Annotated in this window: 28 protein-coding genes; 3 read left to right on the top strand and 25 right to left on the bottom strand. The window is 63.0% G+C overall.

Annotated features, from left to right (window positions below):
- The first annotated feature begins 58 nt into the window (after nt 1-58).
- The 3 genes from VHN57_RS04295 (at nt 59) to VHN57_RS04285 (ending at nt 3,053) form a co-directional block, all read left to right on the top strand.
- On the top strand, nt 59-1,234 hold the full coding sequence (locus VHN57_RS04295; RefSeq protein WP_423282876.1) for a vWA domain-containing protein: 1,176 nt from the start codon (nt 59-61) through the stop codon (nt 1,232-1,234).
- 810 nt (nt 1,235-2,044) lie between these two features.
- Nucleotides 2,045-2,614 carry a hypothetical protein gene (locus VHN57_RS04290; protein ID WP_161730328.1) on the top strand — a complete coding sequence of 190 codons (570 nt, stop codon included), beginning with the start codon at nt 2,045-2,047 and terminating at the stop codon, nt 2,612-2,614.
- Between the two features lie 112 nt (nt 2,615-2,726).
- Entirely contained in the window at nt 2,727-3,053 is a 327-nt protein-coding gene (locus VHN57_RS04285; RefSeq protein ID WP_161730327.1) for a hypothetical protein, read from the top strand.
- A gap of 70 nt (nt 3,054-3,123) precedes the next feature.
- On the opposite strand, the gene VHN57_RS04280 is transcribed toward VHN57_RS04285, so the two are convergent.
- From VHN57_RS04280 to thiE, 25 genes are all read right to left on the bottom strand, one after another.
- Nucleotides 3,124-3,393: a DUF1467 family protein gene (locus VHN57_RS04280; protein ID WP_136187685.1), complete on the bottom strand. Its 270-nt coding sequence runs from the start codon at nt 3,391-3,393 to the stop codon at nt 3,124-3,126.
- Nucleotides 3,394-3,692: 299 nt separating this feature from the next.
- On the bottom strand, nt 3,693-5,330 hold the full coding sequence (locus VHN57_RS04275) for a ribonuclease J (RefSeq protein WP_278986975.1): 1,638 nt from the start codon (nt 5,328-5,330) through the stop codon (nt 3,693-3,695).
- Entirely contained in the window at nt 5,327-6,109 is a 783-nt protein-coding gene (locus tag VHN57_RS04270; RefSeq protein WP_278986972.1) for a type III pantothenate kinase, read from the bottom strand. The genes VHN57_RS04275 and VHN57_RS04270 overlap by 4 nt, the downstream gene beginning before the upstream one ends.
- Nucleotides 6,110-6,119: 10 nt before the next feature.
- Nucleotides 6,120-6,833, bottom strand: a complete 714-nt coding sequence (locus VHN57_RS04265) for a biotin--[acetyl-CoA-carboxylase] ligase (protein WP_278986982.1) — start codon at nt 6,831-6,833, stop codon at nt 6,120-6,122.
- Entirely contained in the window at nt 6,830-8,266 is a 1,437-nt protein-coding gene (gene nuoN, locus VHN57_RS04260) for an NADH-quinone oxidoreductase subunit NuoN (protein WP_278986969.1), read from the bottom strand. Before nuoN ends, VHN57_RS04265 begins: the two co-directional genes overlap by 4 nt.
- The gene (locus VHN57_RS04255) at nt 8,266-9,819 is read right to left on the bottom strand and encodes an NADH-quinone oxidoreductase subunit M (protein WP_007714750.1); all 1,554 of its coding nucleotides are present in this window, start codon (nt 9,817-9,819) and stop codon (nt 8,266-8,268) included. Before VHN57_RS04255 ends, nuoN begins: the two co-directional genes overlap by 1 nt.
- A complete protein-coding gene (gene nuoL / locus VHN57_RS04250; RefSeq protein WP_423282872.1) occupies nt 9,819-11,864 on the bottom strand; it encodes an NADH-quinone oxidoreductase subunit L in 2,046 nt (681 codons plus the stop codon). Before nuoL ends, VHN57_RS04255 begins: the two co-directional genes overlap by 1 nt.
- Nucleotides 11,865-11,874: 10 nt before the next feature.
- Entirely contained in the window at nt 11,875-12,180 is a 306-nt protein-coding gene (gene nuoK, locus VHN57_RS04245) for an NADH-quinone oxidoreductase subunit NuoK (protein WP_004211745.1), read from the bottom strand.
- The gene (locus VHN57_RS04240) at nt 12,177-12,788 is read right to left on the bottom strand and encodes an NADH-quinone oxidoreductase subunit J (RefSeq protein WP_004211740.1); all 612 of its coding nucleotides are present in this window, start codon (nt 12,786-12,788) and stop codon (nt 12,177-12,179) included. Before VHN57_RS04240 ends, nuoK begins: the two co-directional genes overlap by 4 nt.
- Nucleotides 12,789-12,817: 29 nt before the next feature.
- Entirely contained in the window at nt 12,818-13,303 is a 486-nt protein-coding gene (nuoI, locus tag VHN57_RS04235; protein WP_004211738.1) for an NADH-quinone oxidoreductase subunit NuoI, read from the bottom strand.
- Complete coding sequence (nuoH, locus tag VHN57_RS04230) at nt 13,300-14,349, bottom strand: NADH-quinone oxidoreductase subunit NuoH (protein WP_099232403.1); 1,050 nt, start codon at nt 14,347-14,349, stop codon at nt 13,300-13,302. The genes nuoI and nuoH overlap by 4 nt, the downstream gene beginning before the upstream one ends.
- Nucleotides 14,346-16,352 (bottom strand): NADH-quinone oxidoreductase subunit NuoG, encoded by a 2,007-nt coding sequence (gene nuoG, locus VHN57_RS04225; protein ID WP_423282868.1) that lies wholly within the window; start codon nt 16,350-16,352, stop codon nt 14,346-14,348. Before nuoG ends, nuoH begins: the two co-directional genes overlap by 4 nt.
- Before the next feature lie 2 nt (nt 16,353-16,354).
- The gene (gene nuoF, locus VHN57_RS04220) at nt 16,355-17,701 is read right to left on the bottom strand and encodes an NADH-quinone oxidoreductase subunit NuoF (RefSeq protein WP_017501783.1); all 1,347 of its coding nucleotides are present in this window, start codon (nt 17,699-17,701) and stop codon (nt 16,355-16,357) included.
- Nucleotides 17,698-18,381, bottom strand: coding sequence for a complex I 24 kDa subunit family protein (locus tag VHN57_RS04215; protein WP_004211734.1), 684 nt, complete (start codon nt 18,379-18,381; stop codon nt 17,698-17,700). Before VHN57_RS04215 ends, nuoF begins: the two co-directional genes overlap by 4 nt.
- Nucleotides 18,381-19,616, bottom strand: coding sequence for an NADH-quinone oxidoreductase subunit D (locus tag VHN57_RS04210; RefSeq protein WP_010337221.1), 1,236 nt, complete (start codon nt 19,614-19,616; stop codon nt 18,381-18,383). The genes VHN57_RS04215 and VHN57_RS04210 overlap by 1 nt, the downstream gene beginning before the upstream one ends.
- On the bottom strand, nt 19,616-20,404 hold the full coding sequence (locus VHN57_RS04205) for an NADH-quinone oxidoreductase subunit C (RefSeq protein WP_125998261.1): 789 nt from the start codon (nt 20,402-20,404) through the stop codon (nt 19,616-19,618). Before VHN57_RS04205 ends, VHN57_RS04210 begins: the two co-directional genes overlap by 1 nt.
- Nucleotide 20,405: 1 nt before the next feature.
- A complete protein-coding gene (locus VHN57_RS04200; protein ID WP_004211730.1) occupies nt 20,406-20,960 on the bottom strand; it encodes a NuoB/complex I 20 kDa subunit family protein in 555 nt (184 codons plus the stop codon).
- A complete protein-coding gene (locus VHN57_RS04195) occupies nt 20,951-21,325 on the bottom strand; it encodes an NADH-quinone oxidoreductase subunit A (protein WP_004211729.1) in 375 nt (124 codons plus the stop codon). Before VHN57_RS04195 ends, VHN57_RS04200 begins: the two co-directional genes overlap by 10 nt.
- 295 nt (nt 21,326-21,620) lie before the next feature.
- On the bottom strand, nt 21,621-22,433 hold the full coding sequence (locus VHN57_RS04190) for an inositol monophosphatase family protein (RefSeq protein WP_004211727.1): 813 nt from the start codon (nt 22,431-22,433) through the stop codon (nt 21,621-21,623).
- A gap of 36 nt (nt 22,434-22,469) precedes the next feature.
- Nucleotides 22,470-22,826 carry a hypothetical protein gene (locus tag VHN57_RS04185; RefSeq protein ID WP_099232399.1) on the bottom strand — a complete coding sequence of 119 codons (357 nt, stop codon included), beginning with the start codon at nt 22,824-22,826 and terminating at the stop codon, nt 22,470-22,472.
- Complete coding sequence (gene efp / locus VHN57_RS04180) at nt 22,826-23,389, bottom strand: elongation factor P (protein WP_004211725.1); 564 nt, start codon at nt 23,387-23,389, stop codon at nt 22,826-22,828. Before efp ends, VHN57_RS04185 begins: the two co-directional genes overlap by 1 nt.
- Before the next feature lie 214 nt (nt 23,390-23,603).
- Entirely contained in the window at nt 23,604-24,170 is a 567-nt protein-coding gene (locus tag VHN57_RS04175; protein WP_278986754.1) for a M23 family metallopeptidase, read from the bottom strand.
- On the bottom strand, nt 24,167-25,285 hold the full coding sequence (locus VHN57_RS04170; protein WP_278986753.1) for a L,D-transpeptidase family protein: 1,119 nt from the start codon (nt 25,283-25,285) through the stop codon (nt 24,167-24,169). Before VHN57_RS04170 ends, VHN57_RS04175 begins: the two co-directional genes overlap by 4 nt.
- A gap of 48 nt (nt 25,286-25,333) precedes the next feature.
- A complete protein-coding gene (locus VHN57_RS04165) occupies nt 25,334-25,702 on the bottom strand; it encodes a DUF1622 domain-containing protein (RefSeq protein ID WP_278986751.1) in 369 nt (122 codons plus the stop codon).
- Nucleotides 25,703-25,776: 74 nt separating this feature from the next.
- Nucleotides 25,777-26,469, bottom strand: a complete 693-nt coding sequence (thiE, locus tag VHN57_RS04160; protein WP_010337227.1) for a thiamine phosphate synthase — start codon at nt 26,467-26,469, stop codon at nt 25,777-25,779.
- Nucleotides 26,470-26,513 lie beyond the last annotated feature (44 nt).

The following is a 26,513-nucleotide window of genomic DNA, read 5'->3' as shown; positions in this document are numbered from 1 at the left end:
CAATGCGATCCGCCCGGCGCTTGCATCGCCCGGCGCGCTGGCCGACAAGATCGGCACCATGATGCTCAATTTCCTCGACGCGCTGCGCGCCGCCGGCATCCCCGCCAGCATCGAGGAGCATCTGCTGCTCCTCGAAGCGCTGGACCGCGACGTGATCGAGCGGCGACCGGAGGATTTCTATTATCTCGCTCGCGCCACCTATGTGAAGGATGAGGGGCTGATCGACCGGTTCGATCAGGTCTTTGCCAAGGTGTTCAAGGGGCTGCTGGGCCAGGACGGGGTCGAGGCGGAGATACCCGAGGAATGGCTGCGCCTGGTCGCGGAGAAGTTCCTCAGCCCCGAAGAGATGGAGAAGATCAAGTCGCTGGGCGACTGGGACGAGATCATGAAGACGCTCAAGGAGCGGCTGGAGGAACAGAAGGAGCGCCACCAGGGCGGCAGCAAGTGGATCGGCACCGGCGGCACATCCCCCTTCGGCCATGGCGGCTATAATCCCGAGGGCGTGCGGATCGGTGGGGAAAGTCGGCACAAGCGCGCCATCAAGGTGTGGGAAAAGCGCGAATTCGCCAATCTGGACAGCAATCGCGAGATCGGCACCCGCAACATCAAGGTGGCGCTGCGCCGGCTGCGGCGCTTCGCGCGGGAGGGCGCGGCCGACGAACTGGACCTGGACGCCACGATCCGCGGCACCGCGCGGCAGGGCTGGCTCGACATCCGGATGCGGCCCGAGCGGCACAATGCGGTCAAGCTGCTGCTGTTCCTGGACGTGGGCGGATCGATGGACCCGCATATCAAGCTGTGTGAGGAGCTGTTTTCGGCCGCGACCAGCGAATTCAAGAATATGGAATTCTTCTACTTCCATAACTGCCTCTATGAAGGCGTGTGGAAGGATAATCGCCGCCGCTTTGCCGAACGCACGCCGACCTGGGACGTGCTGCACAAATATGGCCATGATTATAAGGTGATCTTCGTCGGCGACGCGGCGATGAGCCCCTATGAGATCAGCCATCCCGGCGGGTCGGTGGAGCATATGAACGAGGAAGCCGGTGCCGTCTGGCTGCAGCGGGTTGCCCATACCTATCCCGCGACCGTGTGGCTGAACCCCGCGCCGGCGGAACATTGGGGCTATAGCCAGTCGACCCGCATCATCCGCGACCTGATGAACGAGCGCATGTATCCGCTGACGCTGGAGGGGCTGGACGAGGCGATGCGGGAACTGACGCGCAAGCGGTAGGGGCGATCGACATCCAGCCCTGACGGCCTGCAAATGGCGGTTTCCCGCGCTTCCGGTGCTCACGTACTTTAAGTACGCTGCGCTCCGGGTCACGGAAAACCACCATTTTCGTCACGTCATCATCTGAATGTCGATCGCCCCTAGGGCTGGCCTCCGCGGCGCGCGGGTATATCCGACAGGTCAAAGAGCCGTCCGCATAGTGGCGGAGGGGTGCGGTGTAGGACAGCGCGAATTCGCCGCCTTGAGGGTCAGCGTGTCGGGGCGGATGACGCGACAGTTTGTTTCGGCCCGAAGTTCACAGTGTCGTCGGGCCATTTCGGGCCTTTTGCACCTGTCACGCGCCGGCGACGCGACACCCAAGCGCCTGTGACGCGACACTTGGGTCACGATCAGCGTCACCGTCCCGCACCATCGACGCGACTGTCAGGCGACAGGGAGGCGACAGCGGCGCGACAATTCTGGACATGCTTGCGTGAGGGGACGGTTGTTCATGGCCGGAGTAGATCATGAACGGGGCGAATAGGACAGACCGGGTGCGGCCTTGGTCGGGTCGCGCTCGCAAAGCAAGAAAAGCGGGATGCCGGGTCAATGACGGGATGGGGATGGAAGATAGCGACCATCTCCCGTCATTGCGAGCGTAGCGAAGCAATCCATGTCGCGCCGGTGGATGATTATGCTCGAAAGCGTTTGTTGCGGTCAGCTAGAGGTCAATCCAGATTAAATGTTATAGTTGCTGGTTTATCAGTAGCGTGACCGGTCAAAGCGTAGGACCAGATACATACGCTCCCGCACTATAGAAGAGACGGTTTCATGAATGACAGCGCCCGCGCAGGCATTACTGCGATCTCATGCACTTTTATCGGCGCCCTTTGCGGTTGGACGTTCACAGGAATGGGGATCACCCCAGAGGGTGCAAAGGCAAGCGACTGGCTAGGCTTCGGAGGCGCAATTATCGGGGTGGTTGGTGCATTCGCGTCATCCGTATTCCTAGCGCATCGCACTGAAAGGAATTCTTATAATCGGAACATCGATCTCATTATTTCTACTATAGAATACAGCGTTGAACGCATGGATAGCCTCGTTAAACGGCTAAATACTCCTCCGCAGCCTGTTTTTTCAACCGGGACGCGATCGATATTAATCCGACAGCTGGACGAAATAGACCGTATCACGGCGAATGCGCATGCCGGCATAAGCGGGATAGACGGCGCCCTGCTCGTTGCTTTCGATAGCTTTGTGGCCGGTGTTAGCGCCGCACGAACGCTTGTTATTGATATCGGCCTCGACATGGAGATCCCCATTCATCGCAACATCGCGATCTCACCCTTGATTGAAGCGGGTCGGAAAACAGCGAAGAATTTGAAGGGCTTCAAGCGCTAGGCCGCGTGTGCAAATTTGGTCGGTCAGCAAACGACCATTTTTTGTCATTCCCAAGCCATTTCTCTTATGCCTTAAAACGGTCGTAAATTCAGAGGTCATGGGGAGATTGCAGTTGGCCGCTAGCGAATTTGTCAGGGCCTGCAAGGAAGAGCGAGATGCAATGCTCGCCATGTTCAGCGATGCATCCGCAGGCACAACTGTCGGGCAGCACCTCGACGCAGCACAATTGAATTCGGAACAGCGTCGCAATGTGATTGCCGCGCTCGACGTGGCTCTTACCGACACCTTCTACACTTTGTTGATGGGCCTTGCTGGCGAAGCCTCTCTTGGAGGGCAGCAGCAGGTATATAGGCTGTCAGACGAAATGGGGCAGCCTATCTCGCCGTCTGAATATGCAGACCTTGGTGACCTCGCGTTTGAGGCCTTTCGAGCCGATTGAATATCTGAGTTCGTGGTTGAAGGGCTCACCAGCAGACCGTGCGCTTCCCACTCAACTCTAGCACCCCCGCTCAGCGTGGCGGATGGAGGCCGGGGATGTTGTCGATCGTCACCCAGCCCTGGACATAATTGGCGTAATAGAGGCCGAACAGAACGGCCGAGAGCAGGGTGGCGCGCAGCATGACGCGGCCGGGGCGGAAGTTGCTGGGGGCGCTGTCCGCCTGGCCTTTCAGCAGCACCTCGCCCGTTTCGTCGGGCGTGCGCAGGCCGAAGGGCAGGACGAGGAAGGCGCTGATCACCCAGAACAGCACATAGATGGCGAAGATGGCGTACCAGTTCATCCGGCCCGCCCGTTATTGCAGCGCATGCCCCTATCCTCTCCCGTCATGGCGTCGCTTCTTCGCTCGCCATGACGATTCAATCTTGATCGGCCCGAGCCTAGAGCGAGATGACATGAGATCAACCCATGCCGTCATTGCGAGCGTAGCGAAGCAATCCTTCTCGCGCCGGTGGATTGCTTCGCTACGCTCGCAATGACGAGTCCCCCTGATGTCATCTCGCTCCAGATGTTTCCGGCTACGCGCGAAAGCGCCGTCCGCATCTGACCGAAGGTCGGACGAGAACGGCGCTCTGGCCTATATCATGCGCGGATCAGCAGCACGTCGACGATCGGCTTCTTGCCGGTCCAGCGGGTCGCGGTGCGGCGCACGGCGAGCCGCAGGCGTTCGCGCAGGGCTTCCTGCTCCATCGATCCCTTGGCGACGGCCGCCGCAGCCTCCTCGGCCGCTTCGGCGAGGAAGGCCTCCTTGTCTTCCTCCACCGGCACGCCCTGGGTGCGCAGCACGGGTTCGCCGATCAGGCGGTTCTTGGCGTCGAGCGCCACGGCGACGCTGATCTGGCCGTGCAGGCCGAGCTTGCGCCGTTCGTTCATGGTCGCGCCGTCGGCGGGCAGGATGACGTCGCCGTCAAGCACCAGACGGCCGGTATCCTCATGACCGATGATCGTCGGCTTGCCCGGTGCCAGGCGCAGCAGGTCGCCGTTCGACTGGACCACGGCATCGGGGATGCCGGTGGCGAGGCCAAGCCGCGCCTGCTCCGCCATGTGGCGACGCTCGCCATGGACCGGCAGCAGGATGGCGGGGCGGATCCAGCGATACATGGATTCCAGTTCCGGGCGGCCCGGATGGCCCGAGACATGGACCTCGGCCTGGCGGTCGGTCACCATGATGATGCCCTTGGTCGCCAGCGCATTCTGGATGCGGCCGATCGCGATTTCATTGCCCGGAATCTGTTTGGACGAGAAGACGACCGTATCGCCCTCGGCCAGCTTGATCGGGTGGCTGTCAAAGGCGATGCGCGACAGGGCGGCGCGCGCCTCGCCCTGGCCGCCGGTGGCGATGAACATCACTTCCGAACGCGGCAGGTCCATCGCATCGTCCCAGTCGACCAGCGGCGGGAAATCCTTGAGATAACCGGCGGCCTTGGCGGTGCTGATGATGCGGTCGAGCGAGCGGCCGGCGACGCACAGCTTTCGCCCGGTGGCGGCCGCGACCTCGCCCAGCGTCTGCACGCGTGCGGCGTTCGACGCGAAGGTGGTGACCAGCACCCGGCCCTTGGCCGCCGCGACGGTCTGCATCAGGCCATCGCGCACCGTGCTTTCAGAACCCGACGGTTCTGGATTGAAGACATTGGTGCTGTCGCACACCAGCGCCAGCACGCCTTCGTCGCCGATCGCGGTCAGTTCCTCCGGCGTGGAAGGCTGGCCGAGCAGCGGGGCGGCGTCCAGCTTCCAGTCGCCGGTGTGGAAGATGCGGCCATGCGGCGTGTCGATCAGGACGGCATTGCCCTCCGGAATCGAGTGGGCCAGCGGCACGTAGCGGAAGCCGAACGGACCGAGATTGAAGCTGCCCTCATTCTCGATGACGTGGAGCTTCACCTCCTTGGTCAGGCCCTCTTCCTCCAGCTTCAGCCGGATCAGGCCCGCGGTGAAGGGCGTGGCATAGAGCGGCACGCCCAGGTCCGCCGCCAGATAGGGGATGGCGCCGATATGGTCTTCATGGCCATGGGTCAGCACGATGCCGAGTAGGTCGTCCTTGCGCTCCTCGATGAAGGCAAGGTCGGGCAGCACCAGCTCCACGCCGGGATAAAGCGGATCGGCAAAGGTCAGGCCGAGGTCCACCATGACCCATTTGCCCTGGCAACCATAAAGATTGACGTTCATGCCGATCTCGCCCGAGCCGCCGAGGGCCAGGAAGAGCAGCTCGTCCTTGGGTGTCATTCTGTCTGTAAACTCCGTTCGTACAGCAATGCGAGGCCCTGGATCGTCAGGTCGGGCGCGATCGCATCGAAAATATCGCTATTGTCATTGAAGAGGACAGCGAGTCCTCCGGTCGAAATCACTTTGGTCGGACGGCCGATCTCGGCGCGCATCCGGGCGACCAGCCCCTCCATCATCGCCACATAGCCCCAGAAGACGCCGATCAGCATGGCGTCGGCGGTAGTCCGACCGATAACTGATCGGTTCTCCGGCGGGGCGATCGCGATGCGGGGCAGCTTGGCCGCGGCCGCCACCAGCGCATCGAGCGACAGGTTGATGCCCGGCGCGATGATGCCGCCCTTATAGGCACCGCGATAATCCACCACGTCGAAGGTGGTCGCCGTGCCGAAGTCGATGACGATCAGGTCGCCATCATAAAGATGGTGGGCCGCGATCGCGTTTACAACCCGGTCGGCGCCGACCGAGGCCGGTTCGGCCACGTCCAGTTCGATGCCCCAGTCGACCAGCCCCTGGCCGGCGACAAGCGCGGTCGTCTTGAAATATTTGTCGGCCAGCACCTGAAGATTATGCAGCGCACGCGGCACGACCGTGGCGACGATCACCGCGTCGACATCGGCCATGGCATAGCCTTCCAGCATCAAGAGCTGGTTCAGCCACACGGCATATTCGTCGGCGGTGCGGCGCGGGTCGGTGGCGATGCGCCAGCGCGTCTTGATCTCACGCCCGTCGAGCAGCGCGAAAACGACATTGGTGTTGCCCGCGTCGATCGCGAGAAGCATGGCCGAACCCTCAGATGAGAAAGATATCGCCGGCATGAATGGCACGGGTGTCGCCATTCGCCAAGCGCAGGATCAACATGCCCTGGCTGTCGAGCGTGCCGAAGCCGCCCTCCACCACGTCGCCGTCGGGCTGGACGACACGCATCGGCGTGCCGGTCGGATGGGCATTGAGCAGCCAGTGGGCGCGCACCGGACCAAGCCCCAGGGCCCGCCAGATCGCCAGCCAATGGGCGAAAAGCTGGGCGAGACGCTCCAGCAGCGCGGCGGCGTCCGCCCCCTCCCCGTCCGCGCCTTGCGCGACGAGGCTGGTGACCGGACGGTCGAGCCCTTGCGGGAAATGGGTGACGTTGATGCCGATGCCGACGACCACGGCATCGCTCGTGCGTTCCAACAGGATGCCGGCGATCTTTGCGCCGTCGACCAATATGTCATTGGGCCATTTGATCCGCGCCTGTCCGGCACAGAGCGGCGCGACCAGCGCATGGACGGCGTTCGCCGCGACCAGCGCCAGCGTGTGCGCCATCGGATCGCCCGGCTGCAGCCGGATCAGGGTGGAGCAATAGAGATTGCCGACCGGGCTTTCCCACGCCCGGCCCAAACGACCGCGGCCTCCGGACTGTCGCTTTGCGCGCAGCCAGAGGCCCTCGGTTTCACCCTGCTCCGCCAATGCCAGCATGTCGGCATTGGTGGAGCCGGTTTCTTCTACGGTGCGAAACTGCGTCAGAACAGCGAAGCCGCCGCAGCCGCGCTGGCCTTGTCCAGCAGCGGGTTGAGCAGATAACCGAAGACGATCACGATGGCGCAGGCGGCCATGATGATATTCTCGACCGCCCCGCCCTTCGCCTCATAGGGCGCGGCCGGTTCGTCGAAATAGATCGTCTTGATGATCTTGAGATAATAGAAGGCGCCGATCACCGACATGGCGATGCCGAAGGCGGCGAGCGCGGTCAGGTTGGCGGCAACCGCGGCATCGAACACCAGGAACTTCGCCCAGAAGCCGAACAGCGGCGGGATACCGGCCATCGAGAACATGAAGATCGCGAAGGCAGCCGAAAGGCCCTTGCGCGACTGCGACAGGCCAGCAAGGCTGGCGATCGTGTCGACCGGCTTGCCATCGGCGGTTCGCATCTGGAGGATGCAGGCGAAGGCGCCGATGGTCATGACGACGTAGATCGCCATGTAGCTCATCGTCGCGGCAACACCGGCGGGCGTGCCGGCGGCGAGGCCGACCAGCGCGAAGCCGACATTGTTGATCGACGAATAGGCCATCAGACGCTTGATGCTGGTTTGGCCGATCGCTGCGACCGCACCGAACAGGATCGAGGCGAGCGCAACGAAGATGATGATCTGCTGCCAGTCGAGGCCGGCCGGGCCGAGCGCTTCGATCGCGACGCGGACCATCAGGCCCATCGCGGCGACCTTGGGCGCGCTGCCGAAGAAGGCGGTGACCGGGGTCGGCGCACCTTCATAGACGTCGGGCGTCCACATGTGGAACGGCACGGCGCTGATCTTGAAGGCGAGGCCTGCGAGCACGAAGACCAGACCGAACAGCTCGCCCTTCGACACGCCGTCACCCATGGCAATGGCAATGCCGTCAAACGCGGTCGAACCGGTGAAACCGTAGAGCAGCGAGATGCCGTAGAGCAGGATGCCGCTGGCCAGCGAACCGAGCACGAAATATTTCAGGCCCGCTTCCGACGACTTTTCGTCCTGGCGCATGAAGCTGGCCAGCACGTAGGATGCGAGGCTGTTCATTTCCAGGCCGACATAGAGCGTCAGCATGTCGCCGGCCGAGACCATCATGCCCATGCCGATGGCGGCAAAGACGATCAGGACGGCATATTCGGGACGCAGCGCGCCGCCGGTGGCGAAGAAGCGCGGCGCCAGCAGGATGGCCGCACCGGCCGCGCCATAGATCAGCGCCTTGGCATAGACCGAGAAGGCGTCGGCCCGGACCAGGCCGTCGAATGCGACCGGGCCATGCGCCATCGATGTGCAGAGGCTGAGGCCGGCGGCGAGCAGCGCAAGCACTGCCAGCCAGTTGACGGCATGGGTCGAGCGGTCACCACCGAAGGCGGCGATCAGCATCAGCACCAGGCCGGAGCCGGTGAGGATGAGTTCCGGCAGTACGGCCAGAAGGGAAGCGGTTTCGATCATTAGTGCGCCTCCCCGTGCGCAGCGGCTTCTTCATGATGGCCCTCGCCTACCGGCTTGGGCGCACCCATCTTGATCTGGGAATCTCCTGCGGGAGCCGCAGGGGCGAGACGCGCTTCGAGCGCGCGGATGTCGGGACGCATCGGGGCCAGGAAGCTTTCCGGATAGACGCCCATCCAGAGCACCGCCGCGGCAATCGGGGCGAGCAGCCAGATTTCACGCGCCGACAGGTCAGGCATGGCGGCGGCATCGGCGTTCACCTGATCGCCGTAGCAGATGCGGCGATAGAGGTAGAGCATATAGGCCGCACCCAGGATGATGCCGGTGGTGCAGATCAGCGCTGCCCAGGTCGAGACCTGGTAGATGCCCATCAGCGACAGGAATTCGCCGACGAAGTTGCTGGTGCCCGGCAGACCGACCGAAGCCATGGTGAAGAGCAGGAACAGCACGGCGTAGCGCGGCATGTTGATCGCCAGGCCACCATAGCGGTTGATCTCACGGGTGTGCAGGCGGTCATAGATGACGCCGACGCAGAGGAACAGCGCGCCCGAGACGAGGCCGTGGCCCAGCATGACCATCATCGCGCCTTCCAGGCCCGCCTGGTTAAAGGCGAACAGGCCGATGGTGACGATCGCCATGTGCGCGACCGACGAATAGGCGATCAGCTTCTTCATGTCCGACTGAACCAGCGCGATGAGGCTGGTATAAACAACGGCGACCATCGACAGGCCCCAGACCCAGGGCGCGAGCTGCGCCGAGGCTTCCGGGAACATCGGCAGCGAGAAGCGGATGAAGCCATAGCCACCCATCTTCAGCAGCACGCCTGCCAGGATGACCGAACCGGCGGTCGGCGCCTGAACGTGCGCGTCGGGCAGCCAGGTGTGGACCGGCCACATCGGCATCTTCACCGCAAAGCTGGCGAAGAAGGCCAGGAACAGCCAGATCTGGATCTTCGGATCGAAGTTGTAGGCCATCAGGTCGGGGATGCGGGTCGTGCCGGCCTCATGCACCATCCACATCATCGCGATCAGCATCAGGACCGAGCCGAGCAGCGTGTAGAGGAAGAATTTGTACGAGGCGTAGATACGGTTCGCACCACCCCAGATACCGATGATCAGATACATCGGGATCAGGCCGGCTTCAAACATGATGTAGAAGAGGTAGAGATCCTGCGCGGTGAAGACGCCGATCATCAGCACCTCCATGAACAGGAACGCCGCCATATATTCGCCGACGCGCTTGTTGATCGCGTTCCAGCTGGCGCCGATGCAGATCGGCATCAGGAACACGGTCAGCGCGATCAGCAGCAAGGCGATGCCGTCGATCCCGAGCGCCCACGCGAAGCGGCCGAAGATCGGCGCATATTCGGTGAACTGCCACTGGGCGCCTGCGCCCGACTGATCGAAATTGACCCACAGGACGATGCCCAGGACCAGATCGACCAGCGTGGCGATCAGCGCAATCCAGCGCGCATTATTGGCGCCAGCGAAGAGGCAGGCGATGGCACCAGCCATCGGCACTGCCATCATCAGGGAGAGGATGGGGAAGCCGTCCATTATCGTGTCATCGCCCAGGTTGCAGCCGCGGCGAGGCCAATCAGCATCACCAGCGCATAGGTGTAGAGGTAGCCGGACTGAAGCCGACGGGTGATCTTGTTGCCCTGCACGACCAGAGCAGCCAGCCCGTTGGGGCCGAAGCGGTCGATGAAGCCGACGTCACCGAACTGCCAGAAGAAGCGGCCGATGGCGAAGGCGGGCTTGACGAACAGGAAGTTGTACAGCTCGTCAAAATACCACTTGTTCAGCAGGAACTGGTGCAGGGCGCCGAAGGTGGCGACGAAGCGCTGCGGCCAGTCGGTGTTCTTGATGTAGGCGAGCCAGGCAATGACCAGGCCGGTCAGCATCACGGTGAACGGACCGAACTTGACCCAGGTCGGCACTTCATGCGCGGCGTGCATCAGGTGGCTGTCGAACGCCAGGGCGCCCTTCCAGAACTCGATGCCCCCTTCCGGACCAATGAACTGGTCGTGGAAGACGAAGCCTGCGAACACGGCGCCCAAGCTGAGCACCAGCAGCGGGATCAGCATGACCAGGCCGCTTTCATGCGGATGGTAGCCACCGGTGCCGTCACCAGCGTCATGGGCATGATGGTCATGGCCATGATCGGCGTGGGCGTGGGCATGATCGTCATGACCATGGGAGTCATGGAGGGCATGCTGGATATGCTCGGACTGGGTCCAGCGCGGCTTGCCGAAGAAGGTCAGGAAGACCAGGCGCCAGCTGTAGAAGCTGGTCAGCAGCGCGGCGAACACGCCGACATAATAGGCACCGATGCCCGCACCGCCCGAAGCGAAGGCCGCTTCGAGGATGCCGTCCTTCGAATAGAAGCCGGCGAAACCGACGCCGACGAGCGGCAGGCCGACGCCCGTGATGGCGAGAGTGCCGAGCGTCATGGTCCAGAAGGTCACGGGGATCTTCTTACGCAGGCCGCCATAGTAACGCATGTCCTGCTCATGGTGCATCGCATGGATGACCGAGCCGGCGCCCAGGAACAGCAGCGCCTTGAAGAAGGCGTGGGTGAAGAGGTGGAACATCGCCGCGCCATAGGCGCCGCAACCGGCCGCAAAGAACATGTAGCCCAGCTGCGAACAGGTCGAATAGGCGATGACGCGCTTGATGTCGGTCTGCACGGTGCCGACGGTGGCCGCGAACAGACAGGTGGCGGCACCGACATAGGTGACCACGGTCAGCGCGGTCGGCGACATTTCGAACATCGGCGACAGGCGGCAGACCATGAAGACGCCGGCGGTGACCATGGTGGCCGCGTGGATCAGCGCCGACACCGGGGTCGGGCCTTCCATCGCGTCGGGAAGCCAGGTGTGAAGGCCGAGCTGCGCCGACTTGCCCATCGCGCCGATGAACAGCAGCAGGCAGAGCACGGTCATGGTGTCGAAGCGGTGACCCAGGAAGCCGATGGTCGAACCCGCCATCGACGGGGCCATTTCCAGGATTTCCGGGATCGAGATGGTATTGAACACCAGATAGGTGCCGAAAATGCCCATCATGAAGCCAAGGTCGCCAACGCGGTTGACGACGAACGCCTTGATCGCAGCCGCATTGGCCGAAGGCTTACGGAACCAGAAACCGATCAGCAGGTAGGAGGCCAGACCCACGCCTTCCCAACCGAAGAACATCTGCAGCAGATTGTTCGCGGTCACGAGCATCAGCATCGCGAAGGTGAAGAGCGAGAGATAGGCGAAGAAGCGCGGCTGATCCGGCTCTTCATCCATATAGCCCCAGCTATAGAGGTGGACCAGGCTGGACACGCTGGTGATGACCACCAGCATGACCGCCGTCATGGTGTCGACCCGCAGCGCCCACTGGGCGTCGAAGCTGCCGCTTTCGATCCAGGTGAAGACGGGCGCGACATAGGGTTCGGCGTGGCCGGTCAGGAAGCTGATGAAGATCGGCCAGGACATGGCGCAGGCTGCGAACAGTGCGCCGGTCGTGACGATCTTCGCCGGGATCTTGCCCAGGGCCTTGTTGCCAAGGCCGGCGATGGCTGCGGCGAGCAGCGGGAGAAGGACGATAAGCTGGATCATGGGATTTGGCTCAGCCCTTCATCCGGTTGACATCGTCGACGGCGATGGTGCCGCGACCACGGAAGTAAATGACGAGGATGGCGAGGCCGATGGCCGCTTCACCCGCCGCGACGGTCAGCACGAACATCGAGAAGACCTGGCCCACCAGATCGCCCAGGAAGGCGCTGAAGGCGACGAGGTTGATGTTCACGCTGAGGAGGATCAGCTCGATCGCCATCAGGATGATGATGACATTCTTGCGATTGATGAAGATGCCGAGCACCCCCATCACGAAGAGGATGGCGCTGACCACCATATAATGTTGAAGGCCGATCACAGCTCCACCCCCTGCCCCACGGGCTGATTGATGTTGCGCACGGCGTCCTGCGGACGACGGCGGTTCTGCTTGGCAACATTCTGACCACGGACGCCGCCACGGGCACGATGGGTCAGCACGATGGCGCCGATCATCGCGACCAGCAGGACGATACCCGCCGCCTCGAACAGGAAGATGTAGCGGGTGTAGAGAATGCCGCCGATCGCCTGGATGTTGGAAAGTTCCGGATTGGCCGGGGCCGCACGCTGCGCAAGCTCGATCGGACCGGCGCTCCACAGGCCGATGCCGAGGACGATTTCGGCCAGCAGCACGAGCGCGATCAGCAGGCCGAACGGCAGATAGCTGACGAAGCCGGCACGCAGTTCGGCGAAGTCGATGTCGAGCATCATGACGACGAACAGGAACAGCACCGCGACCGCGCCGACATAGACGATGACAAGCAGCATCGCGATGAATTCGGCGCCGAGCAGGATCATCAGACCGGCAGCGTTGAAGAAGGCCAGGATCAGCCAGAGGACCGAGTGGACCGGGTTGCGCGACAATATCGTGAGCGCGCCGCTGCTCACCACCAGAATGGCGAACAGGTAAAAGGCGAGGACGTGGATCACAGGTTCATATTCCCTTTGACGCCGGCGGCTTAACGATAGGGGGCATCGGCAGCAAGATTGGCAGCGATGGCACGCTCCCACTTGTCACCGTTTTCCAGGAGCTTGGCCTTGTCGTAGATCAGCTCCTCGCGGGTTTCGGTCGCGAACTCGAAGTTCGGGCCCTCGACAATCGCATCGACCGGGCAGGCTTCCTGGCAGAAGCCGCAATAGATGCACTTGGTCATGTCGATGTCGTAGCGCGTGGTGCGGCGGCTGCCATCGTCGCGCGGCTGCGCCTCGATGGTGATCGCCTGCGCCGGACAGATGGCCTCGCACAGCTTGCACGCGATGCAGCGCTCTTCCCCGTTGGGGTAGCGGCGCAGCGCATGTTCACCACGGAAACGCGGCGAAATCGGGTTCTTCTCGTACGGGTAGTTGATCGTCGCCTTGGGCTTGAAGAAATACTTCAAGGTCAGCCAGTGCGCCTTCACGAACTCCCAGAGGGTGAAGCTTTTGACGTAGTAACCGAGGCTCATTGTGCGCCTCCATAGCGCGTCAGCATGAGGAAGCCCGAAACCAGGAAGACGAAGAAGAGCGAGGTCGGCAGGAAGATCTTCCAGCCCAGCCGCATCAGCTGGTCATAACGGTAGCGGGGCACCGTCGCCTTCACCCAGGAGAAGACGAAGAAGAAGAAGGCGATCTTGAGCAGGAACCAGATGATGCCCGGCACCATGTACAGCGGCGCCCAGTCGAACGGCGGCAGATAGCCACCCCAGAACAGGATCGCGTTGAGGCCGCACATCAGGATGACGTTGGCATATTCGCCGAGCCAGAACAGGGCGAAGGCCATCGACGAATATTCGGTCTGGTAACCCGCGACCAGTTCGGATTCCGCTTCGGTCAGGTCGAACGGCGCGCGCGCCGTTTCCGCCATGGCCGAAATCAGGAACATGATCGCCATCGGGAACAGCAGCGGGTTGAAGCCGTTGCCGTTGAGGAAGCCGTAATAGCCCTTCTGGCTTTCCACGATCGCCGACATGTTGAAGCTGCCGGCCCACAGCACGACGGTGATCAGGATGAAGCCGATCGAGACTTCATAGGAGATCATCTGCGCGCTGGCGCGGATCGCGGAATAGAAGGGATATTTGGAGTTGGACGCCCACCCCGCCAGAACCACGCCATAGACGCCGAGCGACGAGATGGCGAGGATGTAGAGCAGGCCGACATTGACGTTCGACACCATCACGCCGACGCCGAAGGGAATGACGGCCCAGGCCATCAGCGCCACGGTGAAGGTGATGATCGGCGCGATCAGGAACAGCGCCTTGTTCGATGCCGAGGGAACGATGGTTTCCTGCAGGAAGACCTTGAGGCCGTCCGCGAAGGACTGAAGCAGGCCCAGCGGGCCGACGACGTTGGGACCACGGCGCAGCGCCATGGCCGCCCAGATCTTGCGGTCGGCATAGATGATCATGGCGACGGCCAGCATCAGCGGCAGCGCGATGACCAGGATACCGATAATGGTCGAAAGCAGCCAGGCGCCCTCGAAAGGCAGGCCAAGGCCTTGGAAGAAAGCGGTCACTCTGCGGCCTCCGCGAAGCTTTCACCATGGATCAGCTCGGCCGAGCATTGCTGCATCGTCGGGCTGGCGCGGCAGATCGCGTTGGTGAGGTAGAAATCCTTGATCGGCGAACCCAGCTCGCCGGTCGCACCGGTCGGCAGCGACGGCACCGACCAACCATAGTTGGCGATACCTTCGACGCCGAGCGCGGGAACCGCCTTGACCATTTCGGCGCGCAGCGCGTCGAAGCTGTCGAACGGCAGCTTGGCACCCAGCGCTTCCGACAGGGCGCGCAGGATCGACCAGTCCTCGCGGGCGTCGCCCGGCGCGAACACGGCCTTTTCACCAAACTGCACCCGGCCTTCCAGGTTGACGTAGGTGCCGGCCTTTTCGGCATAGCTTGCGCCCGGCAGGATCACGTCCGCCGCGTGCGCGCCCTTGTCGCCATGATGGCCGACATAGACCTTGAAGCTGTTTTCGAAGGCCGAATAGTCGACCTCGTCGGCGCCCAGCGAGAAGAGCAGCTTCGGCGCGGCCGCAGCCACCGCCTTGATGCCGCCCTTGGTCGCATAGCCCAGCATCAGGCCGCCCATGCGGGCCGCCGCGAAGTGCAGGACATTGTAGCCGTTCCAGCCATCCTTGATCAGGCCCAGCGTCTCGACCAGCGCCAGCGTGTCGCCATGCGCGCCGTCCTTGGCCAGCACGCCGCCACCGACGATCATCGCCGGACGGGCAGCGCCCTTGAAGGCTTCGACCACGGCGTCCGGCAGCTTGGCCAGCAGCGACGCGTCATTGCCCAGCCATTCGACCTTGTAGGTCAGGTCGAATTCGGGACCGACGGCGAAGACCTTCGCGCCCTTCTTGATCGCCTTGCGGATGCGGGTGTTCACCAGCGGCGCTTCCCAGCGCAGGTTGGTGCCGACCAGCAGGATGACGTCGGCGGTTTCGAGATCGGCGAGCGGCGTGTTGAACACGACCGACGACAGGCTCGACACATCGTAGGACAGGCCGGTCTGGCGGCCTTCCAGCAGCGAACCGCCGAGCTTTTCGACCAGCGCCTTGCCAGCGAACATGGTTTCGCAGTCGAGCAGGTCGCCGGCGATCGCCGCGACGCTGCCGCCATGCTGGACGGCGGCGACGGCAGCAAAGGCTTCCGCCCAGGTCGCCGGCACCAGCTTGCCATCCTTGCGGACGAACGGCTTGTCGAGACGCTTGCGGACCAGACCGTCGACATTGTGACGGGTCTTGTCTGACGCCCACTCCTCGTTCACGTCGTCATTGATGCGCGGCACGGCGCGCAGCACCTGACGACCACGGCTGTCGAGGCGGATGTTGGTGCCGAGCGCGTCCATCACGTCGATCGCATGGGTCTTCTTGAGTTCCCACGGACGCGCTTCGAAAGCATAGGGCTTGGCGGTCAGCGCGCCGACCGGGCACAGGTCGACCACATTGCCCGACAGTTCGCTCTTGGCGGCATGTTCGAGATAGGTGGTGATCTGCATATTCTCGCCGCGATAGATGGCGCCGATTTCCGGCACGCCCGCGACTTCCTCTGCAAAGCGCACACAACGGGTACACTGGATGCAGCGGGTCATGACCGTCTTGACGATCGGCCCCATATTCTTCTCGGTGACGGCGCGCTTATTCTCGTCATAGCGCGACGAACCACGGCCATAGGCGACCGACTGGTCCTGAAGATCGCACTCGCCACCCTGGTCACAGATCGGGCAATCCAGCGGGTGGTTGATGAGCAGGAACTCCATCACCCCTTCGCGGGCCTTCTTGACCATTTCGCTGTCGGTGCGGATTTCCTGGCCTTCGGTGGCCGGAAGCGCGCACGACGCCTGCGGCTTGGGCGGTCCGGGCTTCACCTCGACCAGGCACATGCGGCAATTGCCGGCGATGGAAAGGCGCTCATGATAGCAGAAACGGGGGATTTCCTTCCCCGCCTGCTCGCAAGCCTGGAGGACTGTGGCGCCCGCCGGGACTTCGAGTTCTACGCCGTCTACTTTGACCTTCGGCATGGTTACTCCGCTGCCTCCATTACGGGGGCACTACCCTTGTTCTCGTTGATCCGGCGCTCGATTTCCGGACGGAAGTGCCGGATCAGCCCCTGGATCGGCCATGCCGCTGCGTCGCCAAGCGCGCAGATGGTGTGGCCTTCAACCTGCTTGGTCACCTGGAACAGCATGTCGATTTCGCTCTGGTCCGCGTCGCCGGTGCGCAGACGCTCCATGACGCGCCACATCCAGCCCGTGCCTTCGCGGCACGGCGTACACTGGCCGCAGCTCTCATGCTTGTAGAAGTAGGAGAGACGCGAAATGGCGCGGACGATGTCGGTCGACTTGTCCATGACGATGACGGCGGCGGTGCCCAGGCCCGAGCCCAGCGCGCGCAGACCGTCAAAGTCCATCGGTGCATCCATGATTTCCTTCGCAGGAACCAGCGGCACCGACGACCCGCCCGGAATGACCGCGAGCAGATTGTCCCAGCCGCCACGGATGCCGCCGCAATGGCGATCGATCAGTTCGCGGAACGGGATCGACATCGATTCCTCGACGACGCAAGGCTTGTTCACATGACCGCTGATCTGGAACAGCTTGGTGCCGCGGTTGTTCTCACGGCCGAAGCCGTTGAACCAGGCGGCGCCGCGACGCAGGATCGTCGGCGCAACCGCGATCGATTCCACGTTGTTCACCGTGGTCGGGCAGCCATAAAGGCCCGCGCCGGCCGGGAAAGGCGGCTTCAGGCGGGGCTGGCCCTTCTTGCCCTCGATGCTTTCGATCTGGGCGGTTTCCTCGCCGCAGATATAGGCGCCGGCGCCACGATGGACGAACACGTCGAAATCATAGCCCGAACCGCAGGCATTCTTGCCGATGAAGCCCTTTTCATAGGCCTGCTCGACGGCGGCGAAGAGCACCTTCGCCTCATAGATGAACTCGCCGCGGATATAGATGTAGGCGGCACGCGCCCGCATCGCGAAACCGGCGATCAGCGCGCCTTCGATCAGCTTGTGCGGATCGTGGCGGATGATTTCGCGGTCCTTGCACGAACCCGGTTCGGATTCGTCAGCGTTGATGACGAGGAAGCTGGGACGGCCGTCCTTGCTTTCCTTGGGCATGAAGCTCCACTTCATGCCGGTCGGGAAACCGGCGCCACCACGGCCGCGCAGGTTCGACGCCTTGATGGTGTCGATGATCGCGTCCTGGCCGATTTCCATCAGCTTCTTGGTATTGTCCCAATCGCCACGCTTCATCGCGGCGTCGACGCCCCAATCCTGGAAGCCGTGGACGTTGGTGAAGATGCGGTCCTTGTCGGACAGCGGCCCGACGAAGGGGGCCGGAGTCGGAGCTGCTGCGGGTGCATCGGTCATGCCGTCGCTCCTTCGTTCCATTGACCGCGATAGTCGTGGTTTTCGCCGACCATCTCCTTGAGGGTGGTCGGGCCACCTTCCGGCGCGCTGGTCTGACGATCGATCTGCGGGCCGATCTTGGGCTGGCCGCCGGCGGCCAGCGTTTCCAGGATGGCGATGGTGCTGTCATAGGTCAGATCTTCGAAATTATCGTCGTTGATCTGGACCATCGGCGCGTTGGCGCAGGCACCAAGGCATTCGACCTCATTGAGGGTGAACAGGCCGTCGGGGGTCGTGCCGCCCTTGACCAGGCCCTTGTTCTTGCACGCGGCAAAGACATCGTCCGACCCGCGCAGCATGCACGGCGTCGTGCCGCAGACCTGCACATGATAACGACCGACCGGCGCCAGATTGTACATGGTGTAGAAGGTCGCGACCTCATAGACGCGCATGTACGGCATATCGAGCTGACGCCCGATATATTCCATGACCGGAACCGGCAGCCAGCCATTGGTCTGCGTTTCCGCACCGACCTGACGCTGGGCCAGATCGAGCAGCGGCATCACCGCCGACTGCTGGCGACCGGCGGGATAGCGCGCGATGACCTTCTTGGCCTGCTCGGCATTTTCGGGCGTCCACTCGAACGCGCCCCAGCGCGCGCGGGTTTCGGCCTCATCGGGGATATGAACTGCGTCAGCCATTATCGGTCACATTCTCCGAACACGATGTCCATCGCGCCCAGTACAGCGGTTGTATCGGCCAGCATGTGGCCCTTCATCATGAAGTCCATCGCCTGCAGATGGCTGAAGGCGGTCGGGCGGATCTTGCAGCGATAGGGCTTGTTGGAGCCGTCGCTGACCAGATAGACGCCGAATTCACCCTTCGGGCTTTCGGTCGCCACATAGACTTCGCCCGCGGGGACGTGAAAGCCCTCGGTATAGAGCTTGAAGTGGTGGATCAGCGCTTCCATCGACTTCTTCATCTCGCCGCGCTTGGGCGGGGAGACCTTGCGGTCGAAGCTGGCGATCGGCCCTTCCGGCATCTCGTTGAGGCACTGCTTCATGATGCGCGCGGACTGGCGCACTTCCTCGACGCGGACCATGAAACGGTCATAGCAGTCGAACGCGGTGCCGACCGGAACGTCGAATTCCATGCGGTCATAGACGTCGTAGGGCTGCGCCTTGCGGATATCCCAGGCGATGCCCGAACCACGCAGCATCGGGCCGGAGAAGCCCCACTTCAGCGCGTCTTCCTTGCTGACGATCGAGATGTCGACATTGCGCTGCTTGAAGATGCGGTTGTCGACGACCAGGCTCATCGCGTCCTCGAACAGGCGCGGCAGACGGGTGTCGAGCCAGTCGGCGATGTCCGTCAGCAGCTTGAGTGGCACGTCCTGATGCACGCCGCCCGGCCGGAAATAGGCGCTGTGCATACGCGCACCAGAAGCGCGCTCGAAGAAGTTGAGGCAGTCCTCGCGGATTTCGAACAGCCACAGGTTCGGCGTCATCGCGCCAACGTCCATGACGTGCGAACCCAGGTTCAGCATGTGATTGCAGATGCGGGTCAGTTCCGCGAAGAACACGCGCAGATATTGCGCGCGCAGCGGCACTTCCAGGTTCAGCAGCTTTTCGACCGCCAGCACATAGCTATGCTCCATGCCGAGCGGCGAACAATAGTCCAGCCGGTCGAAATAGGGCAGCGCCTGCATATAGGTCTTGTGCTCGATCAGCTTTTCGGTGCCGCGATGCAGCAGGCCGACATGCGGGTCGCAGCGTTCGACGATTTCGCCGTCCAGCTCCATGACCAGACGCAGAACGCCGTGCGCCGCAGGGTGCTGCGGGCCGAAGTTGATCGTGTAGTTCTGGATTTCCGTGTCACCATAGGCCGGGTCGGCCGCATCGGTGACATGATCCATCTTTTCGAGATAGTCGGACATCAGGCCTTACCTTCGGGCTTGGCAGCCCCCTTGCCTTCATCGGTTTCGGCGGCGGGCTTGGCCGGCGCGTCGGCCGACTTTTCCTCGGCCTTCTTGTTGGCGGCATCGCCAGCACCGGTGTCGGCCTTGCTTTCCGTCGCCTTGGGCGTGGGTGCGGCTGCGGGCGCAGCAGCAGGTGCCGCCGCCTTCTCGTCGCCGGGCAGCACATATTGCGCACCTTCCCAGGGCGACATGAAGTCGAAGCTGCGGAAGTCCTGGGCCAGCTTCACCGGCTCATAGACGACGCGCTTGTCTTCTTCGGAATAGCGCAGCTCGACATAGCCGGTCAGCGGGAAGTCCTTGCGCTGCGGATGGCCCTTGAAGCCATAGTCGGTCAGGATGCGACGCAGGTCGGTATTGCCGTCGAAGATGACGCCATACATGTCGAACACTTCACGCTCCAGCCAGCCGGCGACCGGCCAGAGGTGCGTGACAGTCGGCACCGGCGTATCCTCATCGGTCGAAACCTTGACGCGGACGCGGTGGTTCCGCGTGACGCTGAGCAGGTGATAGGCGACCTCGAACCGGTCCGGACGTTCCGGATAGTCGACGCCGGCGATTTCCATCAGCTGCTGGTAATGCGCCATGTCGCGCAGCGCGACCATGGCATTAGCCAGGTCGTCGCGCGCGACAACGAAGGTCAGCTCGTCGGCATGATCGATGGTTTCGATCAGCATCGAACCCAAGAGGGCGCCGATTTCCTCGGCGATCCCTTCGGGGTTCACGATCTTGGGTGCAGAATGGCCCATATTAACGCTCAATCGTCCCGATCCGGCGGATCTTCCGCTGCAGCTGCATGATGCCGTAAAGCAGAGCTTCGGCAGTGGGCGGGCAGCCCGGCACATAGATGTCGACCGGCACGATGCGGTCACAGCCACGGACGACCGAATAGCTATAGTGGTAGTAACCACCGCCATTGGCGCAGCTGCCCATCGAAATCACATATTTCGGGTTGGACATCTGGTCATAGACCTTGCGGAGCGCCGGAGCCATCTTGTTGCACAGCGTGCCCGCGACGATCATCACGTCCGACTGGCGCGGAGATGCGCGCGGCGCAGCGCCGAAACGCTCCATGTCGTAGCGCGGCATGTTGACGTGGATCATCTCCACGGCGCAGCAGGCCAAACCGAAGGTCATCCACCACAGCGAACCCGTACGGGCCCACTGGAACAGTTCCTCGGTCGAGGTGACAAGGAAACCCTTGTCGCTGACTTCACTGCTGAGCGCGTTGAAGAAGTCCTGGTCGGGCTGCGTCCCCATCGGCGGCATGGTGCCGGGAATGGGGCTGGTCAGTTCTACTCCCAATCGAGTGCTCCCTTCTTCCACGCATAGACGAGGCCGAGCACCAGCTCCGCTATGAAGATCATCATCGTCGCCCAGCCGGCCCAGCCGATCTGGTCAAGGCTCACCGCCCAGGGAAAGAGGAATGCCGCTTCCAGGTCGAAAATGATGAACAGGATGGCGACAAGGTAGAAACGCACGTCGAACTGGCTGCGCGGCTCTTCAAATGCGGGGAAGCCGCATTCATATTCGGACAGCTTTGCAGGATCGGGCTTGTGCGCACCGGTCAGGCGGCCAACCAGCATCGGCAAGAAGACGAAGGTGCTGGAGAGCAGCAGAGCGATCCCGAGAAAGATCAGGATCGGCAGATATTGGCTGAGATCGACCAATGGAATCCCCTGGGCGAAAATTGTTCTGGGGGGCCTTTAGGCCTGCTGCATATGCGAAGCAAGGGGCGAACCTATGAGAATGATTCGCAACAATTGCAAAGGCTTGATCGCGTTACCAAAAGCGCAAGAGACGATTGCCGCAGACACAAAAAAACAGGCGCCGGACCACCTTTGGAAGCCCGAAGACTCGCCGCGGTGGGCCGACGCCCTTTGCTCTTAAATCAGAAGCTTAGCCGAGCCTGATTCACGCCATCAGCGGAAGTGCCGCGCGCCACCACCAATAGCGACTAGGCTCTTAGCGCAGCGCGCCTGCCACCAGCTTGTGCAGCTTGCTGTGGGTCGCGTCATTGCCCGCGATCACTTCCTTGCGGTCGATCATCTGGTCGCCGCCACGGAAGTCGCTGACGAAGCCGCCGGCCTCGCGCACCATCAGGATGCCGGCCGCCACGTCCCAGGGCTGGAGGCCGCTTTCCCAGAAGCCGTCATAGCGGCCCGAAGCGACATGGGCGAGGTCGAGCGAGGCGGCACCGAAGCGACGCAGGCCAGCGACCGAAGGCGCCACCGCACCGAAGATTCGGGTCCATTCGGCCATATTGCCATGGCCCATGAACGGAATGCCGGTGGCGATCAGGCAGTCGGCGAGATCACGGCGGGCTGAGACACGCAGACGCTGATCATGACGCCAGGCGCCGCGATTCTTTTCCGCCCAATAGCTTTCGTCGGTGACCGGCTGGTAGATCAGGCCCGAGGTCACTTCGCGCTTGCCGCCGAACAGCGGCTCCTCGACCGCGATCGAGATGGCGAAGTGCGGGATGCCGTGCAGGAAGTTGGTGGTGCCGTCGAGCGGATCGATGATCCAGCGCGGCTTGTTGGGATCGCCCTCGATCACCCCGCCCTCTTCCAGCAGGAAGCCCCAGTCGGGACGCGCCTTCTGCAGTTCCTCGACCAGCGTCTGTTCGGCCTGCTTGTCGGCCTTGGACACGAAGTCCGCCGGCCCCTTGCGCGACACCTGCAGATGCTCGACCTCGCCGAAGTCGCGGCGCAGCTTGGAGCCGGCCTTGCGGGCGGCGCGTTCCATGACGGTGAGAAGGCCGGAATGGGATACCATGTAAAATCTCCGCCGCCCCGGTGGGCGGCCTTTGCTTTATTTCTTGGGGGCGGGCTTGGCGGCGGCCGGACGATAGCCACAGGTGCCGGCGATCACCGCCAGCATCTGCGAGGGATCCTTGCGGTTCACCTTGCCCGGATTGCCCGCGATCACCTTGTCGGTCGCCGCACTGATCTGCGACAGCGAATTGCTGTAGAGGCATTCGAACAGCGCGGTCTTGACCGGCTGTTCGACGTCCTTCGACTCCAGCGCGCTGCTGATGACCTGCAGCACATAGGCCGCACTGTCGATCTGCGCCTTTGACGGCTTGTTGACCGTCTGGGCAGGGAGCGCAGCCGGCAGGGCGCCGATCGCGAGGATGGCGGCCAATGCCGTGCTGCGCCCGAACCGCATCAGTCGGCCCGCTTCACATATTCGCGCTCATAGACATCGACCACGATGCGCGTGCCGGTGACGATGTGCGGCGGAACCATGACGCGGACGCCATTGTCGAGGATCGCCGGCTTGTAGCTGGCCGATGCGGTCTGGCCCTTCACCACGGCGTCGGCTTCGACGATGGTCGCTTCGACCGTCTCGGGCAGCTGGACGCTGATCGGACGTTCTTCATACATTTCCAGCATGACCATCATGCCGTCCTGCAGGAAGGCGGCGGCATCGCCGACCAGGTCCATCGGCAGGTTGATCTGGTCATAGGTTTCGGTGTCCATGAACACCAGCATGTCACCCTCGGGGTAGAGATACTGGAAATCCTTGGTGTCGAGGCGGATGCGCTCGACGCTCTCGGCCGAGCGGAAGCGGACATTGTTCTTGCGGCCATCGATCAGGTTCTTCAGCTCCACCTGCATATAGGCGCCGCCCTTGCCGGGCTGGGTGTGCTGAATCTTGACGGCGCGCCACAGGCCACCCTCATATTCGATATTGTTGCCGGGACGAATGTCCACGCCGCTGATCTTCATGGGAAGAGCCTGCCTATATGTCTGAATGTGGAAAAGAGCCGGCCTCTGCGAGGCTGGCCGCGCCTTTACCGCGAGACGGCGCCAAGGGCAAGAGGGCGGCGTTTCCGCTTAACTTCGCACATTTCCCGCACATTTTGAAATTCGCTTTCCTACTTGAGCAATTTTCGATCGCGGCTGGCCCCGATGATAACCGATCGCGGGCCGATAGGACAGGTCATTGGCCGACCAGCAGCGGATAGGGATTGACCGGCTGGCCACCATACCAGGGATCAGCGGGCGCCATGCGGTTGACGGCGAAATGGAGGTGCGGCGCGGCGGGATCGGCATTGCCGGTGCTGCCCACGGTCGCGATGCGCTGCCCGCGCCTGATCGCCTGCCCTTCGTGCAGGCCCGGCGCATAGCTGTCGAGATGGGCATAATAATAGAGGGTGTGCCCGTCGGGCGCGCGTTCATAAAGGGTGCGGCCACCCGCCTCGCTCCAGAAGATCTTCTCGATCCGGCCGTCGGCAGCGGCCAGCACCGCCCTGCCCCGCGCCGCCATGATGTCGATCGCATCATGCGGGCGGGCGCCGCCTGCCCGCGCCTGGGTGAAGGTGTCGGTGAGCGCGGAGGCCGGCACACCCTCCACCGGGATCAGCAGCGCACCGTCGCTGACGGTTGGCGGCGCGGATGCAGCGGATCGCACCGGCGCATCGGCCGGGACGATCCGCACGCAATAGCGGGCGAAGGCGATGCAGAGCAGCAGCGCGACCGCGACACCGCCCCACAACCGGACGTTCATGCCTGGAACTTCGCCTTGACGCCGCTCTTCACCATCTGCGCCAGCCGCGCCGCATCCCAGTTGGTAAGGCGGATGCAGCCATGACTTTCGGTGCGGCCGATCAGTTGCGGCTCGGGCGTGCCATGGATGCCATAATGATCCTTGGACAGATCGATCCACACGACGCCGACCGGGCCGTTGGGACCGGGTTTCAGCACCGCCTTCTGATCCTTCGACGCGGCATCCCAGAAGAGGTCGGGATTATAATGGAAGTCGGGATTGCGGCTGACGCCCTTGATCGTCCATTCGCCCAGCGGCAGCGGATCATGCTGTGACCCGGTGGTGACCGGGAATTGCGCGATCAGGCGGTTGTCCGCGCCGTAGACCTTGAGCAGCCCTTCCGACTTGTCGACCACCAGATGGTCGGCCTGTGGCTGGTCCCTGGCGACGCCGAGGCTGGCGAGCGTTTCGCCCCAGCCACGCTCGTCGCCCTCGATCCGTGCCACCGGCTGATTGGCGATCGCCGGCACGCGGATGGTCGCGCCAGCGGCGACCTTCGTATCGGGCGGGTTCATGCCGGTCAGCACTTCGGGCGTGGTGTGGAAGCGCTCCGCCAGCTTTTCGAGCAGGTTGCGATAGGTGAGCGCGGGCAGGCTCGCCTGATTGTTCAGCCCCTTGGGAATGTCGAAAAAGGGCCCGCGGGCAAAACCATCAGGAATGCGCACCAGCCAGGTGGTCGGCTTCGCCTCCCCCTCCAGCAGTGCGGCCGCGGTCTTCTGGTCATAATCGCCGGTGACCGGCAGCTTGTTCGCCTCCTGGAAGCCACGCAAGGCCGCCTTGAAGCTCATCCCGTCCTTGCCGTCGATCACGCCGGGCGAGAAGCCCCAGCGATCGAGCGCCACCTGCGCCTGCAATATCTGGTTGGGCTGCCAGGGCTTGCCGCCGGGTTCCTCCACGACCTGGAAAGCATAGGCGGCCGAGGGATCGGGCGCGGCCTGTGTCTGGTTGATCGGTGCCTGGTTGGTTGGAGCGGCTGGCTGGCTTTCATTGGCGTCGGTGGTCGACACATTGCAGGCCGCGCACAGCAGCGGCAGGCCGAGAAGACGATATTTCAAGGCGATACTCTCCCACATCATGGAAGAGACAACGCAGCAGGCGGCGGAAAGCTGCCTGTGCCGCTGCGATCAGATAGCTTCGGCCTCCGCCTTGGCCTTCTCGCGCTCGCGTATCCCCTCCAGATCCCGATCGAGGAAATAGTTGAGGAAGGTGCGGATGGCCGCGATCGCCCCGAGCTTGCCGATTTCCGCCCAGGTCGGGGCGATGCTGGTTTCGACGATATCGGCCGCAAGCTGGAAACTCAGCCCGGCGACCGCCCAGCGGCCAAAGCTCATCCAGACCGGCATGAGCTTCGATTCGTCCGCCTTGAACAATAGCAGCCCCGTCAGGCCGATCGCGCCCTGAACCGAACCGATGGCGATCGCCAGGATCGCCAGCAGATTGACCAGCAGCGCGACATATTCCGCCAACTGATGGACGAATTCTTCCAACACCATGCCCAGCACCCCTTGCCCGATTGCGGGGATGCTGGCCCGGTGGCGGCCCTTTGCCTATCGGGATAAACCCGCGATTAGGCCCCGCCCAGCACCGACGCGAAGGCGGCGACGCCGGCCTTGGGCCCTTCGGGGTGATTCCACACCGTTCCGCTGACCGCCAGGAAGTCGGCACCTGCCGCAATCAGGGGGGCGGCATTGTCCGGCGTGATGCCGCCGATCGCGACGCAGGGCAGTTCGAACAGGGTGGTCCACCAGCCCAGGATCGACGGTTCGGCGCGGTGCGTCGTTTCCTTGGTCGTGGTCGGGTAGAAGGCGCCGAAGGCGACATAGTCGGCCCCCGCCTCGCCCGCTTCCATCGCCAGATGGCGGCTGTCGTGACAGGTCACGCCGATCTGCACCTTGGGACCAAGCTGCTTGCGCGCCTCGCGCGGGTCGCCATCTTCCTGCCCCAGATGGACCCCATCGGCGTTCAGCCGCTTGGCAAGGCCGATGCTGTCATTGATGATGAAGGCGACCTCGCGCTCGGCACAGAGCGCCTGGATCGGCCCGGCGAGCGCCGCGATGGCATGATCGTCGATCCCCTTCAGGCGCAGCTGGAAGGCGGCCACCTTGCCGCCGTCGAACGCCTGGGCGAGCTGATCGACGAAAGTCTCGTCGATCGCCGGCGGCGAAATGAGGTAAAGTTGGCAGGCCGGGCGAAAGCCCTTTTCGAACTGCTCGGCAAAATGGGGGTCGAGCGCCAGTTCTTCGTCAGTGAAATCGGTCATGCGCGCCTTATAGCCGCTCGCGCGGCCGCGCCAAGTGCGGCTAT

This window comes from Sphingobium salicis subsp. salicis (genome assembly GCF_049472635.1).
Lineage (GTDB): Bacteria > Pseudomonadota > Alphaproteobacteria > Sphingomonadales > Sphingomonadaceae > Sphingobium > Sphingobium yanoikuyae_A.
The sequence above is the reverse complement of the archived record's forward strand: the minus strand, read 5'-3'. Positions and strand labels throughout refer to the sequence as shown.